This is a genomic window from Bacteroides sp. (assembly GCF_052357945.1).
Classification (GTDB): domain Bacteria; phylum Bacteroidota; class Bacteroidia; order Bacteroidales; family Bacteroidaceae; genus Bacteroides.
Map to the genome: position 1 here is coordinate 11,993 of NZ_DAWCXD010000034.1, position 18,651 is coordinate 30,643.

Annotated in this window: 18 protein-coding genes, 1 tRNA gene and 1 pseudogene; 15 read left to right on the forward strand and 5 right to left on the reverse strand. The window is 41.5% G+C overall.

The annotated features are described in order from the left end of the window. Nucleotides 1-21: 21 nt before the first annotated feature. The 3 genes and pseudogenes from ACT8YW_RS09050 to ACT8YW_RS09060 all read left to right on the forward strand — a co-directional run. The gene (locus ACT8YW_RS09050) at nucleotides 22-684 is read left to right on the forward strand and encodes a pentapeptide repeat-containing protein (protein WP_444104684.1); all 663 of its coding nucleotides are present in this window, start codon (nucleotides 22-24) and stop codon (nucleotides 682-684) included. Nucleotides 685-863: 179 nt separating this feature from the next. Further along, entirely contained in the window at nucleotides 864-2,144 is a 1,281-nt protein-coding gene (gene eno / locus ACT8YW_RS09055) for a phosphopyruvate hydratase (protein ID WP_444104685.1), read from the forward strand. A gap of 168 nt (nucleotides 2,145-2,312) precedes the next feature. After that, nucleotides 2,313-2,531 (forward strand): annotated as a pseudogene (locus ACT8YW_RS09060) (hypothetical protein); the annotation flags it as partial. A 101-nt stretch (nucleotides 2,532-2,632) separates the two neighbouring features. Here ACT8YW_RS09060 and ACT8YW_RS09065 read toward each other — a convergent pair. Beyond that, a tRNA-Thr gene (locus ACT8YW_RS09065) sits at nucleotides 2,633-2,706 on the reverse strand. Between the two features lie 308 nt (nucleotides 2,707-3,014). Between ACT8YW_RS09065 and ACT8YW_RS09070 the strand changes: the two genes are divergently transcribed. The 6 genes from ACT8YW_RS09070 to ACT8YW_RS09095 are packed head-to-tail and all read left to right on the forward strand — an operon-like array spanning nucleotide 3,015 to nucleotide 7,526. Then, the gene (locus ACT8YW_RS09070; RefSeq protein WP_032853840.1) at nucleotides 3,015-3,572 is read left to right on the forward strand and encodes a DUF4199 domain-containing protein; all 558 of its coding nucleotides are present in this window, start codon (nucleotides 3,015-3,017) and stop codon (nucleotides 3,570-3,572) included. A gap of 32 nt (nucleotides 3,573-3,604) precedes the next feature. After that, the gene (locus ACT8YW_RS09075) at nucleotides 3,605-4,555 is read left to right on the forward strand and encodes a glycosyltransferase family 2 protein (protein ID WP_444104686.1); all 951 of its coding nucleotides are present in this window, start codon (nucleotides 3,605-3,607) and stop codon (nucleotides 4,553-4,555) included. Between the two features lie 21 nt (nucleotides 4,556-4,576). Beyond that, nucleotides 4,577-5,161, forward strand: a complete 585-nt coding sequence (locus ACT8YW_RS09080; protein ID WP_444104687.1) for a DUF6452 family protein — start codon at nucleotides 4,577-4,579, stop codon at nucleotides 5,159-5,161. Continuing rightward, nucleotides 5,145-5,894: a DUF6048 family protein gene (locus ACT8YW_RS09085; RefSeq protein ID WP_004302039.1), complete on the forward strand. Its 750-nt coding sequence runs from the start codon at nucleotides 5,145-5,147 to the stop codon at nucleotides 5,892-5,894. The genes ACT8YW_RS09080 and ACT8YW_RS09085 overlap by 17 nt, the downstream gene beginning before the upstream one ends. A gap of 6 nt (nucleotides 5,895-5,900) precedes the next feature. Further along, nucleotides 5,901-6,482 (forward strand): manganese efflux pump MntP, encoded by a 582-nt coding sequence (locus ACT8YW_RS09090; protein WP_444104688.1) that lies wholly within the window; start codon nucleotides 5,901-5,903, stop codon nucleotides 6,480-6,482. Between the two features lie 30 nt (nucleotides 6,483-6,512). After that, entirely contained in the window at nucleotides 6,513-7,526 is a 1,014-nt protein-coding gene (locus tag ACT8YW_RS09095) for an FAD:protein FMN transferase (protein WP_444104689.1), read from the forward strand. 68 nt (nucleotides 7,527-7,594) lie between these two features. On the opposite strand, the gene ACT8YW_RS09100 is transcribed toward ACT8YW_RS09095, so the two are convergent. Both ACT8YW_RS09100 and ACT8YW_RS09105 read right to left on the reverse strand, forming a co-directional pair. After that, a complete protein-coding gene (locus ACT8YW_RS09100) occupies nucleotides 7,595-7,966 on the reverse strand; it encodes a DMT family protein (RefSeq protein WP_117513466.1) in 372 nt (123 codons plus the stop codon). A 15-nt stretch (nucleotides 7,967-7,981) separates the two neighbouring features. Beyond that, a complete protein-coding gene (locus ACT8YW_RS09105; RefSeq protein ID WP_444104690.1) occupies nucleotides 7,982-8,728 on the reverse strand; it encodes an ATP-binding protein in 747 nt (248 codons plus the stop codon). Nucleotides 8,729-8,911: 183 nt separating this feature from the next. Here ACT8YW_RS09105 and ACT8YW_RS09110 point away from each other — a divergent pair, with 183 nt between their 5' ends. The 4 genes from ACT8YW_RS09110 (at nucleotide 8,912) to ACT8YW_RS09125 (ending at nucleotide 12,879) form a co-directional block, all read left to right on the forward strand. Next, nucleotides 8,912-10,333 (forward strand): tetratricopeptide repeat protein, encoded by a 1,422-nt coding sequence (locus ACT8YW_RS09110; protein ID WP_444104691.1) that lies wholly within the window; start codon nucleotides 8,912-8,914, stop codon nucleotides 10,331-10,333. Nucleotides 10,334-10,349: 16 nt separating this feature from the next. Then, nucleotides 10,350-10,820, forward strand: coding sequence for an NfeD family protein (locus ACT8YW_RS09115; protein ID WP_009000678.1), 471 nt, complete (start codon nucleotides 10,350-10,352; stop codon nucleotides 10,818-10,820). Between the two features lie 22 nt (nucleotides 10,821-10,842). Beyond that, nucleotides 10,843-11,844, forward strand: a complete 1,002-nt coding sequence (floA, locus tag ACT8YW_RS09120; RefSeq protein WP_004304885.1) for a flotillin-like protein FloA — start codon at nucleotides 10,843-10,845, stop codon at nucleotides 11,842-11,844. A gap of 156 nt (nucleotides 11,845-12,000) precedes the next feature. Then, complete coding sequence (locus ACT8YW_RS09125; RefSeq protein WP_444104692.1) at nucleotides 12,001-12,879, forward strand: nucleoside phosphorylase; 879 nt, start codon at nucleotides 12,001-12,003, stop codon at nucleotides 12,877-12,879. Between the two features lie 117 nt (nucleotides 12,880-12,996). On the opposite strand, the gene ACT8YW_RS09130 is transcribed toward ACT8YW_RS09125, so the two are convergent. Continuing rightward, nucleotides 12,997-13,656: an NAD(P)-dependent oxidoreductase gene (locus tag ACT8YW_RS09130; RefSeq protein WP_128858385.1), complete on the reverse strand. Its 660-nt coding sequence runs from the start codon at nucleotides 13,654-13,656 to the stop codon at nucleotides 12,997-12,999. An 82-nt stretch (nucleotides 13,657-13,738) separates the two neighbouring features. Continuing rightward, complete coding sequence (locus ACT8YW_RS09135; RefSeq protein WP_444104693.1) at nucleotides 13,739-15,646, reverse strand: ATP-binding protein; 1,908 nt, start codon at nucleotides 15,644-15,646, stop codon at nucleotides 13,739-13,741. Between the two features lie 134 nt (nucleotides 15,647-15,780). Between ACT8YW_RS09135 and mnmE the strand changes: the two genes are divergently transcribed. Both mnmE and ACT8YW_RS09145 read left to right on the forward strand, forming a co-directional pair. Beyond that, nucleotides 15,781-17,178 (forward strand): tRNA uridine-5-carboxymethylaminomethyl(34) synthesis GTPase MnmE, encoded by a 1,398-nt coding sequence (gene mnmE, locus ACT8YW_RS09140; protein WP_032846428.1) that lies wholly within the window; start codon nucleotides 15,781-15,783, stop codon nucleotides 17,176-17,178. Between the two features lie 887 nt (nucleotides 17,179-18,065). Next, the gene (locus ACT8YW_RS09145) at nucleotides 18,066-18,650 is read left to right on the forward strand and encodes a metallophosphoesterase (protein WP_121962671.1); all 585 of its coding nucleotides are present in this window, start codon (nucleotides 18,066-18,068) and stop codon (nucleotides 18,648-18,650) included. Nucleotide 18,651: the final 1 nt, after the last annotated feature.

The following is an 18,651-nucleotide window of genomic DNA, read 5'->3' on the forward strand; positions in this document are numbered from 1 at the left end:
TATAAATCCTACCTTTACGCCATGATTAAAAGAAGCCCAACCAAACCCGTCCGCGTTGTTCCTCCCATGATGGAAGAACAGGAAGTCAGTACTACTACCCTACAGGAATGGCTCGACAGAGAAGAAACCGTCTCTCATCTTTTATTCTGCAAAGGAAAAGAAGAAGGCATCGACAAATCTTATAAAAGTTTCAAAAACTGCACCTTTCAGCATCAGACATTCAGCGAATGTAAATTCCGTTCTTCCCAGCTGACCGATGTCAGGTTTGAGAACTGCGACTTATCCAACATTTCTTTCGCTGAAAGTTCGCTCTACCGGGTAGAATTCATTTCCTGCAAACTATTGGGGACCAATTTGTCGGAAACAACGATGAATCACGTCTTGCTGCATGACTGCAACGCAGGTTATATCAATCTGGCTATGAGTAAAATGAACCAGGTACGTTTTGCACACAGCCAGCTCCGCAACGGAAGTCTGAACGACTGCCGTTTTTCATCCGTCGCATTTGAGAGTTGCGATCTCGTAGAAGCCGATTTTTCACACGCTCCGCTTCGCGGAATAGATTTGCGCACTTCCCGTATCAGCGGAATCACGCTTAACATCAGCGATCTGAAAGGGGCTGTCATCACTTCCCTGCAAGCAATGGATTTGCTTCCACTGTTAGGGGTTATTATCGAAGATTAAAATCCTGCAAATTCACCCCGCCGCACTCAAACAAAAAGCATCGTCCCGTTGTTATAGTATAAGGTCGGACTAACGACATATAGGGAATAGACATAAAAAGAATACCTATTTATAGTGATTTCTCACTCCCCGTCAAGTCCGTACTTTTGCAGAAATCTTATTCAAAAACAATAGAAACGATGAAAATTGAAAAAATTGTAGCTCGAGAAATTCTCGATTCAAGAGGTAACCCCACAGTAGAAGTTGACGTAGTATTGGAATCCGGCATTATGGGACGTGCATCTGTACCGTCAGGCGCTTCCACAGGTGAACACGAAGCATTGGAGCTTCGCGATGGTGACAAACAGCGCTATGGTGGAAAAGGAGTACAAAAAGCGGTTGATAATGTAAATAAAATCATCGCTCCGAAACTGATTGGTATGTCTTCACTCAATCAGAGAGGTATCGACTACACAATGCTGGCATTGGACGGCACTAAGACTAAATCGAATTTAGGTGCTAACGCTATTCTCGGCGTATCTCTTGCCGTAGCTAAAGCTGCTGCCAACTATCTGGATCTTCCTCTATACCGCTATATCGGTGGAACAAATACGTATGTGATGCCTGTACCGATGATGAACATCATCAACGGTGGTTCACATAGCGATGCTCCGATCGCATTCCAGGAATTTATGATCCGTCCCGTAGGTGCTCCTTCTTTCAGAGAAGGTCTGCGCATGGGTGCTGAAGTATTCCACGCTTTAAAGAAAGTTTTGAAAGACCGTGGCCTTAGCACTGCTGTAGGTGATGAAGGTGGTTTCGCACCTAACCTCGAGGGTACGGAAGATGCTTTGAACTCTATTCTAGCCGCTATCAAAGCTGCTGGATACAAACCGGGCAAAGACGTTATGATCGGTATGGACTGTGCTTCTTCCGAATTCTACCACGATGGTATTTACGATTATACCAAGTTTGAAGGTGAAAAAGGTAAAAAACGTACTTCCGCAGAACAAGTTGACTACCTGGAAGAACTAATCAACAAATTCCCTATCGACTCTATCGAAGACGGTATGAACGAAAACGACTGGGAAGGCTGGAAAAAGCTGACCGAACGCATCGGCAACCGTTGCCAGCTGGTAGGTGACGACTTGTTCGTAACCAACGTAGATTTCCTTGCAATGGGGATCGAAAAAGGCTGTGCCAACTCTATCCTGATTAAAGTAAACCAAATCGGTTCGCTGACAGAAACACTGAACGCTATCGAAATGGCTCACCGTCATGGATACACTACTGTTACTTCTCACCGTTCGGGTGAAACAGAAGATGCTACTATCGCCGATATCGCAGTAGCTACTAACAGCGGACAGATCAAGACAGGTTCTTTAAGCCGCTCAGACCGTATGGCTAAATACAATCAGTTACTCCGCATCGAAGAGGAATTGGGCGATTTGGCTGTATACGGATATAAGAGAATTAAATAAATCAATATTCTCTTACTTGAATAATTCATCCCCGGACAATTAGATTATCCGGGGATTTTTACATATTAACCATTCACTAAATCTTTTTGCATCGTAAGAAAACTTGCTTCACTAAGCATCAATAAATATCTCCAATATTTTGCGAATTGAATTAATAAGGCTACATTTGTTCAGAAAGCATTAGGCATTTATCTAATGCAAAATAACATCGAAAGTAAAGAACGCAAACAAACGAACTGACCCGAAATTGCCTCTCAACTACAATTCATCGTTTTTCTCTCCGGGAATATAAATATCATCAAGCAACTTCATGGAATATTGCAACGCCATTTATCCAATGTGATGCTTTTACTCAGATCCTATCCAGAGCATAATATACAAGAATGAATAACAATGATGAATCAAAAAGAAACTGTAGATATAAAGAAAAAGCATCCAGGCAACTACCTGAATGCTTTTCTATCCGGATTGATTATATCCTTCTTTTGAGCCTCTTGTCGGATTCGAACCAACGACCCCGAGATTACAAATCACGTGCTCTGGCCAACTGAGCTAAAGAGGCGGGTGGGTAAGCTTACTATATCGCGCCGCTACAACCAACTACCTTTGCTGCGATCAAGCCCTGGAGGATTCGAAGGGAGCTGGCCGTATAGGACTTACCCGTTTTGCGGTTGCAAAGGTAGACATTTTTATGTATTCTGCAATAGCTGCAGACAACTTTTTTACTAACAAAAGACTAACAGGCTACATTTCAGGCAATTAAAATTGCAAAAAAATATTCAGACAGCAACTTCCTCTGCTTTATTAACTTTAACAACCAGATTTCCCCTACCAACCGATATTATTTGTACCTTTGTGCGCAATTTATAAATGAAGATGACAGAGAACAGAAGCTATTTACAAAAATATGCCATGCATTTTGGCACGTATATGGGAATCTACTGGATATTGAAGTTCATATTATTTCCGCTGGGATTCCACATACCTTTCCTTTCGCTTTTATTTGTAATCCTGACATTATCCGTACCTTTCATCGGATATCACTATGCGAAAATGTACCGGGATAAGATTTGCGGGGGAAGTATCCAATTTTCGCATGCCATGCTCTTTACCATATTTATGTATATGTTTGCTTCTCTGCTGGTAGCTGTGGCCCACTACGCCTATTTCCAATTCATCGATCATGGATTTATCATCAACTCTTACATCCAGTTGTGGGACGAACTGATGACCAACACCCCGGCTCTGATAGAAAACAAAGAAGTTATAAAAGAAACGATAGATACCGCCCGTTCACTTACTTCCATCAATATCACCATGCAACTATTGTCATGGGATGTATTTTGGGGAAGTATCCTGGCCATTCCCACCGCATTGATGGTAATGAAAAAGGCCAAACCGGAAAATGACGGAGTGGCTCAATCGTAATTTGTAATTCGTAAGTAATTAGTAATAAAAAAATGGATATATCAGTTGTAATCCCATTATTCAATGAAGAAGAGTCACTACCCGAACTCTATGCTTGGATAGAACGGGTAATGCAAGCCAACGGATTCTCATTCGAAGTGATTTTCGTTAACGATGGAAGTAGCGACCATTCATGGGAAGTGATCGAAAAGCTTAAAGCTCAATCGGAACATGTAAAAGGTATCAAATTCCGCCGTAACTACGGTAAATCACCTGCACTCTATTGCGGATTCGCTGAAGCGGAAGGAAACGTAGTCATAACGATGGATGCGGACCTGCAAGATAGCCCGGACGAAATCCCCGAACTTTACCGGATGATTACAAAGGATGGCTACGACCTGGTATCCGGCTGGAAGCAAAAGAGATATGATCCAATTTCAAAGACACTGCCCACCAAGTTGTTTAATGCTACTGCCCGCAAAGTATCAGGCATCAAAAACCTGCACGACTTCAACTGCGGATTGAAAGCCTATCGCAAAGAGGTCGTAAAACATATCGAAGTGTACGGTGAGATGCATCGTTATATACCTTATTTGGCAAAGAACGCCGGATTCAAGAAAATCGGTGAAAAGGTGGTTCAACACCAGGCTCGCAAATATGGTACAACCAAATTCGGACTGAACCGTTTTGTAAACGGATATCTGGATTTGATTTCCCTGTGGTTCCTTTCCAAATTCGGAGTTAAACCGATGCATTTCTTCGGACTGCTGGGATCATTGATGTTCCTGATCGGTATGATTTCTGTCATCATTGTAGGCGCCAGTAAACTATACGCCATGTCCAACGGTCTCCCTTACCGACTGGTGACCGACTCTCCCTATTTCTATTTGTCACTTACGGCAATGATTATAGGTACGCAATTATTCTTAGCCGGATTCCTTGGCGAACTCATCTCGCGCAATGCACCGGAACGGAATAACTATCAGATAGAAAAGAAAATTTGATTCACATTCAATAAACTGACTATGAAGAATTTAATTCGTATCTTTCTCATATTGACTATCATTGGCGCTGCAGTCAGCTTACACAGTGCCTGCTCGGATGAGAACGATTGCTCATTGGCAGGACGTCCGATGATGTACTGCACAATATATACCATTAATCCGGATAATCCTACTATTGTATTAAAAGACACGCTTGATTCATTAACAATCACAGCATTGGGCACTGACTCTATCATCCTGAACAATGAAAAGAATGTGCATACTCTGATGTTGCCACTACGATACACAAGTGATACTACTGTGTTCATATTCAGATACGATCCCAAACGTAGAGAAAAAGATGTTGACACATTATACATTGTGCAACAGAATACCCCTTATTTCCAGTCCATGGAATGTGGTTATATGATGAAACAAAATATAATCAGCGCTAAATTTGGAAAACCGGGAAGACCGGGTAACCCTCCTCCCTATGGCAACGGACAGCCGGACCAGATAGATTCTCTTCATATAAAAAATAAAGAAGCCAATACAAATGAAATCGAGAACTTGCAGATATTCTATAATTATCGGCCAGAACGCACACCTGATGAAACGACTAATTAGTCTGCTTCTACTCTTTTGCATTGGGCTTCCGTTGCTAGCACAACAGCAACGTCCGGCGCAAACACCCAAAAGAGATCAGAAAAAGAAAGAGGTTGCCGAGATAGATACCATTCCGCTCTACAATGGTACGTATGTCGGTGTGGATTTATATGGCATTGGAAGCAAGCTGCTAGGAGGCGACTTTATGAGTTCTGAAGTCAGCGTAGCCGTTAACCTCAAGAATAAATTCATCCCTACCATTGAGTTTGGTATGGGAGGAACAGATACCTGGAGTGAAACAGGCATACACTATAAGAGCAAAATGGCCCCATTCTTTCGAATCGGTGTGGACTACAACACCATGGCAAAGAAGAAAGAGAAGAACAGCTACTTGTATGCAGGACTTCGCTATGCATTCAGTTCATTTAAATATGACGTTTCCACAATGCCGGCAGATGATCCTATCTGGGGAGATGTAATAGGTAACCCCAGTTTGGAAGACGGTTATTGGGGAGGAAGTGTGCCATTCAGCCATCTGGGTATGAAAGGGTCGGTGCAATGGCTGGAAATCGTTTTAGGCGTCAAAGTACGTATTTACAAAAACTTCAACATGGGGTGGTCAGTACGTATGAAATACAAAACCAAAGCATCTACCGGAGAATATGGAGACCCATGGTACGTGCCCGGTTACGGAAAGTTTAAATCAAATAACATGGGAATCACTTATTCCCTTATTTATAAACTGCCTCTTTAGAATACAATGACAGGACTAGAGATTTGGCTGCTTGCAATAGGTCTGGCGATGGATTGTTTCGCTGTCTCAATTGCAAGCGGTATTATTTTGAAACGTACCCGATGGAAACCCATGCTAGCCATGGCTTTTGCTTTCGGCTTTTTTCAGGCAATCATGCCATTTATCGGATGGATGTGTGCAAAGACATTCAGTCATCTTATAGAAAGTGTAGACCATTGGATTGCTTTCGCGATCCTTGCCTTCTTAGGCGGACGAATGATTTTAGAATCTTTCAAAGAAGAAGAATGTTGTAAACTGTTCAATCCGGCAAATCCGAAAGTGGTATTAACCATGGCAATAGCCACGAGTATTGATGCATTGGCAATCGGCATTTCCTTTGCCTTTCTGGGAGTTCTGGATTATACCGAAATCCTTCCTCCTATTAGCATTATCGGATTTGTTTCATTTGTCATGTCACTCATCGGTCTGATCTTTGGTATCCAATGTGGCTGCGGCATCGCCCGGAAACTGAAAGCAGAGTTATGGGGAGGTATCATTCTAGTCATTATCGGACTAAAAATATTAATTGAACATTTATTTCTTCAATAAAACGAGTTTTCTCATCAAATAGAAGAGCGTATGAAAACAAAAAAAAGTTTCCTTTGGCTGGCTTTCCTGATTTTGGCAACTATCTGGATATTAGTCAGACATAATCAACAAGTTGGCTATTACAGTGTCAAAGGTTTGGTGTTTGGGACAGTATATAAAATTACTTATCAGCATGACGGTGACTTAAAACCAGAAATAGAAGCTGAACTGAAACGCTTCGACCAATCTCTATCTCCATTCAACGACAGTTCTGTTATCAGTCGCGTCAACCGCAATGAAGAGCTGGTGACTGATAGTTTTTTCCAGAAATGCTTCCATCGCTCAATGGAAATTTCCCGCGAGACAAAGGGGGCTTTCGACATTACAGTGGCCCCTCTTGCCAATGCTTGGGGATTCGGTTTCAAAAAAGGTGCTTTTCCTGATTCATTAATGATAGACAGTCTGTTACAAATCACCGGATATGAAAAAGTGAAAATGGATAACGGCAAAGTTATCAAACAGGATCCGCGTATCATGTTGAGTTGTAGTGCCGTGGCCAAAGGGTATTCGGTAGACGTAATTGCACAACTGCTCGACCGTAAGGGAATAAAAAACTATATGGTAGATATAGGAGGCGAGGTGGTAGTGAAAGGGAAAAATCCTTCCAAAGGCTTATGGCGCATTGGAATCAATAAGCCCATCGACGATTCACTGGCCGTAAACCAAGACTTACAGACAATTCTTGAGATAACAGATTTAGGCTTGGCTACTTCCGGAAACTATCGTAATTATTATTATAAAGATGGGAAGAAATACGCCCATACGATTGACCCTAGAACTGGCTATCCGGTACAACACAACATCTTATCCTCTACGGTAATCGCCAAAGACTGTATGACTGCCGACGCCCTTGCCACCGCCTTCATGGTGATGGGACTGGAAGAAGCGGAAGCTTTCTGCAAAGCGGATACAACGATTGACGCCTACTTTATCTATAGCGGAGAAGACGGAGAATTCAAGACTTATTATACGGAGGGAATGAAAAAATACATAACTACTCCGTAATATATATATATTATACAAACAGAGGTTCTACTTGAGTAAAACAGAACCTCTATTCAATTGGCAAATATCTATTTCATAAACACGAAATACACTGCTGCAATCAGACAGACAAATGCAGCCAGATGATTCCAATGTAAAGCCTCACCTTTAAAGAAGATTGTAGTAAACACTGTAAAAATGACAAGAGTAATCACTTCCTGAATGACCTTTAACTGCATCAATGAAAACGGGCCACCATTACCTGCAAATCCGATACGATTGGCGGGTATCTGGCAAGAATATTCAAAAAAAGCAATAGCCCAACTGAATGCAATAACACCTATCAATGGAAGAGCAGCAAACCAACTGTATTCCTGTTTCATCTTCAGATGCCCATACCAGGCAAATGTCATAAAGACATTGGATACAATCAATAACAAAATGGTATAGAATCCTTTCATAACAATCAATTCAAATTAATCTATTTTATCCGGTAATAAATCTTCCTGTATATTGGTCATACTTCCCCAAAGACTGTAACGCGCCTCCGGGTTCATCGCTTCCAACTGCCGTAAAATTCCTTTCATATCACTCCGGCTGGACTGCGATTCATAAGGACAATTCTTCACTTGCTTCTGATAATGACGCAAAGCTGCCAATTCTACCAAATCGGCTTCATGAACCAGACACATCGGACGAATAATTGTCATATCAAACTTCTTCATCACCAACCGGGGCGGCATTGTACTGAAAGCTCCCTGATAAGTGATATTCATCAATAAAGTTTCCAAAATATCATCCATATGGTGACCGAGAGCGATTTTATTGCATCCGTGTTCCTTAGCAACTGTGAACAGGGCTTTCCGACGGTTCCATGAACAGAGGAAGCAGGGAGATTTACGTGTGTCGGTAGCAGGATCAAAAGCTGTCTCATACTGCACAAAGGGAACTCCATACGTCTCACAGTGCGCTTTCAAATATTCCGTATCACTCTGATAAGGAATATTCTTCATCACTACATGGACGGCAACGACAGAAAAGCGAGGTTTATAGATACGTGCGCGTCTCCCCAACAGTTCCACAAGCGCCAACGAATCTTTTCCTCCCGATAGTCCGATAAGGATTTTGTCTCCTTCTTCTATCAATCCATATTGCACCATCCCTTTGCTAAACCGCCGTTCAATGCGGCGAATGGCTTTCTCTTCTTCCGTAAATTGTGTCATATCTTTAAAAATCGGCTGCAAAAGTAAGCGAAAAGAATGATTTAAAGAAGAATTAACATAATAGAATCACTGAAAAAGGGTTTATTTCTAATAAATTTGTACTTTTGAACAATTGATAAATGGACCGGTGCCCGAAAGCAGCGATGTTTTCAATCTACCCGTCACTCATAAACGCTCAAAACGATGAAAGGAAAATATATTCTATTTTTAATTTGCAGCCTCTTCCTTTGCGAAGTCTCTGCACAAACGTTGGAACAGGCACGCACCTTATTTACCAAAGGTGAGTACGAACAAGCCAAACCAGTTTTTAAGAAGTATGCTAAATCACAACCATCGAACGGGAATTATAATTATTGGTATGGCGTATGTTGCCTGAAAACCGGAGAGGCGGAAGAGGCGGTGAAACCTCTTGAAATAGCGGTAAAGAAACGTATCACCGGTGGACAACTCTATTTGGGACAAGCATATAATGAGACGTACCGCTTCGGGGGTGCCGTGAACTGCTTTGAAGAATACATCGCAGACTTAAGTAAACGCAAGAAACCGACGGAAGAAGCGGAGAAACTTCTGGAGAAAAGCAAATCTGACCTTCGTATGTTGAAGGGGGTTGAGGAAGTATGTATCATCGACAGTTTCGTTGTGGACAAAGCAACTTTCCTGAACGCTTACAAGATCAGCGAAGAATCGGGCAAACTGTTTACTTTCAATGAATTCTTCAAGACAGAAGGAGATCATCCGGGAACTGTTTATGAAACAGAAATCGGAAATAAAATTTATTATAGCGAAAAGGGCGAGAAAGGTAATCTTGATATCTTTTCAAAGAACAAGTTGTTAAATGAATGGAGTGACGGACGTCCGTTACCGGGTAGTATCAATGCTTCCGGGAATGCGAATTATCCGTTTGTTCTATCGGATGGAGTCACCGTTTATTACGCCAGCGATGGCGAGGGATTGGGTGGCTATGATATTTTTGTCACTCGCTACAACACGAATACCGACACTTATCTTGTTCCGGAAAATGTGGGTATGCCGTTCAACTCGCCGTACAACGATTATATGTACGTCATCGATGAATACAACAACCTCGGATGGTTTGCTTCCGACCGTTTCCAACCGGAAGGAAAGGTATGTATTTATGTATTCATCCCTAACACTTCCAAACAGACTTATAATTATGAAGCAATGGAGCAGCAAGAGATCATTCGTCTGGCACAGATTCATTCGCTGAAAGAAACCTGGAAGGATAAACAAGCGGTTACCGAAGCACTGCAACGATTGAAAGCTGCTATCAGTCATAAGCCCAAAGAACGCCGTGCCATGGACTTTGAGTTTGTCATTGACGACCATACGACTTACTATCTGATGAGCGACTTTAAATCCGCAAAAGCCAAGACACTTTTCCAACGCTATCAGCAGATGGAAAAAGACTATTATCAACAAGAAGAAAAGCTGAACGGCCTTCGCCAACAATATGCCGGTGCCAACCAACAGGGAAAAGCCAAAATGGCTCCTGCCATTCTCGACCTCGAAAAGCGGATACTGCAAATGTCCGAAGAACTCGATGCTCTCGAAGTGAATGTACGTAATGCAGAAAAAACAAAATAAATAATAACTCTGAACTATGGATATACTCATTATCGCCGTTCTCATTATTGCCGCAGTCATACTGTTTCTGGTAGAGCTGTTCGTCATCCCGGGCATTAGCCTGGCCGGAATTTCTGCATTGGTTTGCATCCTGTATGCTAACTACTATGCGTTCGACAATTTAGGTATGGCAGGAGGATTTGCCACTCTCGGCATATCAGCGGTTGCCTGCATCGGATCACTGATTTGGTTTATGCGATCGAAAATGCTGGACAAACTGGCGTTGAAAAAGGATATTGATTCAAAAGTAGACCGTAGCGCAGAAGATAGCGTCAAAGTGGGTGATACAGGAATCAGTACTACCCGCCTGGCACAAATCGGATCTGCCGAGATTAACGGAAAAATTGTAGAGGTAAAGTCAATAGATGGGTTCCTCAATGAGAAGACTCCGATAATCGTAAGCCGGATCACCGACGGTACAATCATGGTTGAGAAACACAAAGAATAATATTCACTTAATAAAAACATCAATGGAATCATCTTTCTACTTGCCTATCTTTCTGATAGCCGGAGGTATTATCTTCTTGATAATATTTTTCCATTACGTGCCGTTCTTCCTTTGGTTGTCGGCTAAAGTTTCGGGAGTTAACATCTCGCTGATACAACTATTCTTAATGCGTATACGTAACGTTCCGCCGTATATCATTGTTCCGGGAATGATCGAAGCCCACAAAGCCGGTCTGAAAAATATCACCCGCGACGAACTGGAAGCCCATTATCTGGCTGGCGGACATGTAGAAAAGGTAGTTCACGCCTTAGTATCGGCATCGAAAGCCAACATCGAATTGCCTTTCCAGATGGCTACTGCTATCGACCTGGCAGGACGTGACGTATTCGAAGCTGTACAGATGTCTGTAAACCCGAAAGTGATTGATACTCCTCCTGTAACGGCTGTTGCGAAAGACGGTATCCAGTTGATAGCTAAGGCTCGTGTTACAGTACGTGCCAATATCCGCCAGCTGGTCGGTGGTGCAGGTGAAGATACGATCCTTGCCCGTGTAGGTGAAGGTATCGTTTCGTCTATCGGTTCTTCTGAAAACCATAAATCGGTATTGGAGAATCCGGATTCTATCTCTAAACTTGTACTTCGTAAAGGTCTGGACGCAGGAACTGCTTTCGAGATTCTGTCTATTGATATTGCGGACATCGACATAGGTAAGAACATCGGTGCGGCTCTGCAAATCGATCAGGCTAATGCAGATAAGAATATTGCACAGGCAAAAGCTGAAGAGCGCCGTGCTATGGCAGTAGCTTCCGAACAGGAAATGAAAGCAAAAGCACAGGAAGCTCGTGCCAAAGTGATCGAAGCAGAAGCTGAAGTTCCTAAAGCAATGGCTGAAGCTTTCCGCAGTGGAAACTTAGGCATCATGGATTATTATCGCATGAAGAATATCGAAGCTGATACTTCCATGCGTGAGAATATCGCCAAGCCGACAACAGGCAATGCTGGCAATCAGCCATTGAGCAAATAATCGTTCACAAACGCCGGAATCCGATTTTATTTCAGTCGTAAGACGTTCTCCCCTTTCCTATGGAAAAAGAAAGAGACTTCTTCTGAACTTAAATCCGGTTCCGGCGTTTCTATTTATAGATACAATCCTATTATAAAACTAAAACCTTTCAATGACATGAAAAAGTACTTTCCATCCTCTGAATTGATAATCAATGAAGACGGTTCAGTATTCCATCTTCACGTAAAACCCGAATGGTTGGCAGATAAAGTAATCCTGGTAGGTGACCCCGGACGTGTAGCACTCGTAGCTTCTCATTTCGAAAACAAAGAATGTGAAGTGGAAAGCCGCGAATTCAAAACCATCACGGGTACTTACAAAGGTAAACGGATTACGGTAGTCTCTACAGGAATCGGTTGCGATAACATCGACATCGTAATGAATGAATTAGATGCACTCGCCAATATCAACTTTGTCACCCGTGAAGAAAAGGATCAGTTCCGCCAACTGGAATTAGTGCGTATCGGCACATGTGGCGGTCTACAACCCAATACGCCTGTCAGAACTTTTGTATGTTCGCAAAAGTCCATCGGTTTCGACGGGTTACTGAATTTCTATGCCGGACGTAATGCCGTATGCGATTTGCCTTTCGAACGTGCTTTCCTCAATCACATGGGTTGGTCGGGAAATATGTGCGCTCCTGCTCCTTACGTCATTGATGCCAGTGAAGAATTGATCGACCGGATCGCCAAAGACGACATGGTACGTGGAGTGACAATCGCTGCCGGAGGTTTCTTTGGTCCTCAAGGACGTGAACTTCGTATCCCGTTAGCAGACCCGAAACAAAATGATAAGATTGAAGCGTTCGAATATAAAGGTTACAAAATTACCAACTTCGAAATGGAAAGTTCAGCTTTGGCAGGCCTTAGCCGATTGATGGGACACAAGGCTATGACCGTCTGCATGGTGATAGCCAACCGACTTATCAAAGAGGCCAACACCGGATATAAGAATACAATCGATACGCTAATTAAGACAGTACTTGACAGGATATAAATCTATATTTAGGAGAGTTAAATTGTAATCGAAAGAATAAAATTGCAATTAAAAGAATGTATAATGGCTTGAATCTTTCACTGATAATATGTGTAGATTCAAGCCATTGTTTTTTTATTAATAACCAATCGTAAATCTCTCCTGGTGGTGTTTCGGATATTCCAGTTCATCAATCATGGCGGCGGCATAATCTTCAACAGAGATATGGCTGTTTCCTACAATATCTACAATCATATCATCTTTTCCCAACCGATAACGTCCTGTACGTACTCCCGGACGCATATCCGCTGCCGGAGAGAAAAATACCCAGTCTATTTCCTTTTCTTTCTTTAAAAAGTTCAGATAGAACTCTCCTAGAGCTTTCACTCCCGGCAATATATTTTCGGGTACTTCACCGGAATCCATCAGACGCAAGCCCGGAGCGATAAACAAAGAACCGGCACCGCCCACCATCAAAAAACGATTAACACCCGCTTTCTTCACTCCATCAATAATGGTCAGATAAACTTTGATTGTTTCATCGTATATATCAGGATTATTCCATCCCGGATTGAATGCACTAATAACAGCATCTGCACCTTTACAAACGCCAGCCACTTCATCAAGCGCGGAGACATCGGCTTTCACCACTTTCAGATTTTCATTCTCTATCTTTATCTTTTCCGGATGACGAACTACTGCCGTAACCTCGAAACCACGATTCAATGCTTCATTCAGAAGGGCAGAGCCCACAAAGCCGCTTGCCCCGATAAGGACTATCTTTTTCACTTTCTCCATATTCTAATATATTATAATGTTACTACTATATAATAAATAACACTACAACATTCAGAATGTTAGTTCTCTTTTAGAAAATTAATTATCCGATATAAGATTCTATTGTCTCTTTCAACCTTTCCAAAGAATAGGGTTTTGAGATAACAGCGTTGCATCCTGCCTGAATAGCCTGTTGCTGTTCTGTATAGAAAGCATACGCGGTCACTGCAATAATAGGTACAGTCAGAGAAATAGTACGAATCTTTTCAGTGGCTTGAATACCGTCCATGATCGGCATACGGATATCCATCAGAATCAAATCCGGCTTTTCGCGGATGAAACTATTGATGGCTTCCTGTCCGTTGCGTACCCATGAAATAATATATTCCTTATTCAGAAGAATATTAAGTTGGGCAAAGTTCGACTCAATGTCTTCTACCACCAATATCTTTTTACGTTTATCCTCATCGACATTCTTCTTATGCGGAAGTCTTCTTTCGACAACCTCCTTCGGTATTTCCTGATAGGGTAAATAGAGTGCAAACACACTCCCCTGCCCTAATTCTGAAGTTACTTCGATACGGCCGCCCAGTCGTTCTACAATGCTTTTACAAATTGAAAGCCCTAATCCGGTGCCCTGCACAAAGTCATTCAGTTTCTCAAAACGGGTGAAAATTTGAGGGAGTTTCTCTTTGGATATACCGCAACCCGTATCGCTGACATACAGTTTCAGCCAGGGTCCTTCATGTTTCAAGCCTAAAGTTATACTTCCCTTTTCCGTATTTTTAATCGCGTTCGACAAGAAATTGAACAATACCTGCATCACACGGTTACGATCAGTAGAAGTCCAGTATTCTCCTTCGGGACGAATCACTTTCAATTCTACATTCGACTTCATCTTCAGCTGGTGCACTTTTTCCACTTCTTCCACTAGTCCTGCGATCTCAACCTGCTGGAAATGCATTTCCGATTTGCCGGATTCAATACGGGAAAGGTCTAAAATATCATTGATTAACTGTAATAACAAGTTACTGTTTTTCTGAATAATTTCCAGATACTCCATTTTCTCTTCTTCACTTTCTGTCACTGCGATAATCTCCGAAAAACCAACAATAGCATTCAACGGAGTACGAATTTCATGGCTCATATTAGCTAAAAAGACCGACTTCATTTTATCAGCATCTTCCGCACGACGTTTAGCTTCGATCAATTCCTGCGAACGCTGAATCCGGTCTCCGATGTCATGTATCAACGCAAGTACCCTGTTTCCTTCAAAGGGGGCGATACGTGCCTGAAAATAATGCAGACTTCCATCCACTTCAAGCGGATATTCTATTTCCTTCAACTTACCATCACGCAAACATTCCCTAATGTTACAAATAAACAAGTCGCTAACCTCCGATGAATAAATAGATCGTCCATCTGCTCCGCGTAGCACTTCCACAGGGTGAAGCAATATCGTTCCCGGTGCCATCAGGACATCGGTAATAAAGAAATTATCATCAAAAATAAAAATGAATTCCGGCAATGCTTCAATTATTTTGCGATTATACTCTTCCAGATATTTGATATGTTGCTCCTTTTCGCATTGTGAAGTGACGTTCACCGTATATGCCAGCAGTTTACCCGGATGACTTTCGCAACTCTCTTTGTAAGACAGAAAATGATCTTCCAGCCAAATTACTTTCCCTTGTTCACTTATACAACGAACTCTAATTTGTGAGGTCTTAGAGTCTGATGAAAGCATTTCTGCAAAGGCTTGTTTATAGAATTCAATATCTTCCGGATGAATAAACCGATAGAAATCATCTATATCTTCAAAAATGATCCCGGCATCCTTTAATCCCAGTGTAAAAAAATAATCGTTTGAAAAGGAGCATTTGCCCGTAATGATATCATATTCCCACAAAGCTATTTGATGAGCTGCAAGGACAGAAAGTATTTCTTGTGAGTTCTCCCGTATGAGTTCACTCTTTTCATTGGAAGAATATAAATTAATCGCTGGTTCCATAAGCATTATTGTTTTATTTTGTTTGGTGTACCACTGCACGGCAGCAAATATAAACAAATAAAGCACAAGTTGTGCTCAATTTTCTGTTTTTTACTTAGAAACAATTATCTTTGCTCATCCAAAAAGAAAAAACAATGATTCAAGATACTATCTGTGCCATCGCTACCGCTCAAGGCGGTGCTATCGGAAGCATCCGCGTTTCCGGTCCGGAAGCTATTTCTATTACCGGCAGCATCTTCAAGCCAGCCAAAGCTGGCAAATTATTGAGCGAACAAAAACCATATACTTTGACATTCGGGCGTATTTATGACGAAGACGAGATGATTGATGAAGTGCTCGTCAGCCTTTTCCGTGCTCCTCATTCGTATACGGGAGAAGACAGTACGGAAATCACGTGTCATGGTTCCACTTATATTCTTCAACAGGTAATGCAGTTGCTTATTAAAAACGGTTGCCGCATGGCCCAGCCGGGAGAATATACGCAACGTGCTTTCCTCAATGGAAAAATGGATTTAAGTCAGGCAGAAGCTGTGGCGGACTTGATTGCTTCTTCATCTGCTGCCACTCACCGATTGGCAATGAGCCAGATGCGGGGTGGATTCAGTAAAGAGCTGACAGATCTACGCAACAAGTTGTTGAATTTCACTTCCATGATTGAATTGGAGTTGGATTTCAGCGAAGAGGATGTGGAATTTGCCGATCGTTCGGCATTAAGGAAACTGGCAGATGAAATTGAACAGGTCATTTCGCGGTTGGCTCATTCATTTAGTGTCGGCAACGCCATTAAGAATGGTGTTCCCGTAGCTATCATCGGTGAAACAAATGCCGGAAAATCGACTTTACTGAATGTATTATTGAATGAGGATAAAGCCATTGTCAGTGATATTCACGGGACAACACGTGATGTAATCGAAGATACTGTCAATATCGGAGGAATCACTTTCCGGTTCATTGATACCGCCGGAATCCGGGAAACCAATGACACGATTGAAAGTTTGGGTATTGAACGTACTTTTCAGAAGTTGGATCAGGCGGAGATTGTTCTTTGGATGGTAGATGCTGTGAATGCCGCTTCTCAAATTGAACAGTTATCGGAGAAAATAATTCCACGTTGTGAAGGAAAACATTTGATTGTTGTATTCAATAAGACTGATTTGATTGAAGATAAACAGAAAGAGAATGTATTATCTTTATTAAAAGACTTCCCCAAAGAATCTACGGAATCTATTTTCATCTCGGCCAAACAACGGAAGAATACAAGTGAGCTACAAAAAATGCTTATTGATGCTGCACACTTGCCTACAGTGACACAGAATGATATTATTGTGACAAACGTAAGACATTACGAAGCTTTAAACAAAGCTTTGGAAGCTATTCATAGAGTACAAAACGGACTTGATTCGCAGATTTCCGGGGATTTTCTTTCGCAAGACATACGAGAGTGTATCTTCTTTATTTCGGACATAGCGGGGGAGGTTACGAATGATATGGTGCTTCAAAATATCTTTCAACATTTTTGCATCGGCAAATAGCTGCATATAACTAATTGATTATCAATATACAATAGAAAGTAAAAGAAGAAACAGTCCAACTTCGATGACATTGATAATCAACACATTAAATACAAAGGAATAATAAAATATTGTATCAATTTTTCATGATTTTGTCCCCCGTTTGTTCCCTGGACGGATACAAGGGACAAAATTCTGTCCCTCATACAATTTAACAGTGATAAATAGGCAAATTTTATCAGTACCACTAAAACTTATCCAAATTACAGATAATATTCGAATAGAACTGAATTGTTTTTTCAGCCAAAATAGATTCTGATAATCAAGCGATTGGTATATTTGAATATAACAGCAGAAATCATCACCAATGAGATTTCATATAATACATTTGATAAATATTCCCAACCATTATTGCGAAGTATTCGAATCATGGCATATTGAACATCCTCTTAAGTCTCACAGTGATTTTTATAGGGTGATTTGAAGAATTCACTGAAAAATATTTGGAGTATTGCGAAATTATTCTGTACATTTGCGCCTCTTTTGAAAATTTACAATGCAGCAAAATAGAATGAACATATTATCCCAAACGACAATTCGAGGCAACAAATGCTTCGAAGTTCAGTCGTATGTTCTTCATGTTTGGAGCATTGAAACGCCAGAGAATATCATAAATACTTTCCAACGAACAGATATAGGAGATAAGATGCGATAGATGCTCGTATCTTGATCTTAAAATAAACAACAGAATAGTTGGAGAGTCCTTACCGAACTTTCCAACTATTTTGTTTTATGCCCATTGGTGACTGTTTGCTCCGTGCAATTCCTCTCCCGTCATTTCCGTACAATGAGCACAAGAACAACCAATTTTAATTAACCGCACAGCAATGTGCACAAAAGAGAGCAAAATGAATTACAAGTTTGACGGAAGCAAGGTGTATTTTACATCGGACACGCACTTTTATCATTCGAATATCATTGGCTTTTGCAAGAGGCCATTCAAGAATGTAGAAGATATGAATGAAACGCTGATCGAAAATTGGAACCGGGTAGTTGGTCAAGATGATATCGTGTTTCATCTGGGGGATTTTTGCCTGGGAGGATCCCATGAATGGACCAAGATTCTTAACAGACTGAATGGAAAAATCTATCTCATTCTCGGTAATCATGATCTAAAAAATATCAGGCAAGGGTACGCCAGCAGGTTTGAATTGACAAGCATGCAAATGCACATAGAGGTCGACAAGCAGAAAATCTACCTGAACCACTATCCGTTCCTCTGCTATGGAGGTGCTTACAGGAATATGTGGCAACTGTTCGGGCATGTGCATACGAGCAAGAATAATACGGGAAAAGACGCTTCACGGCTGGATATGATTTTCCCGACGCAATATGATGTGGGAGTGGATAATAATGACTTTATTCCGGTCTCATTTGAGCAGGTAAAGAGGATAATCCAAAAACAGGTTGAACAAACAAATAAAAATAAGTAAT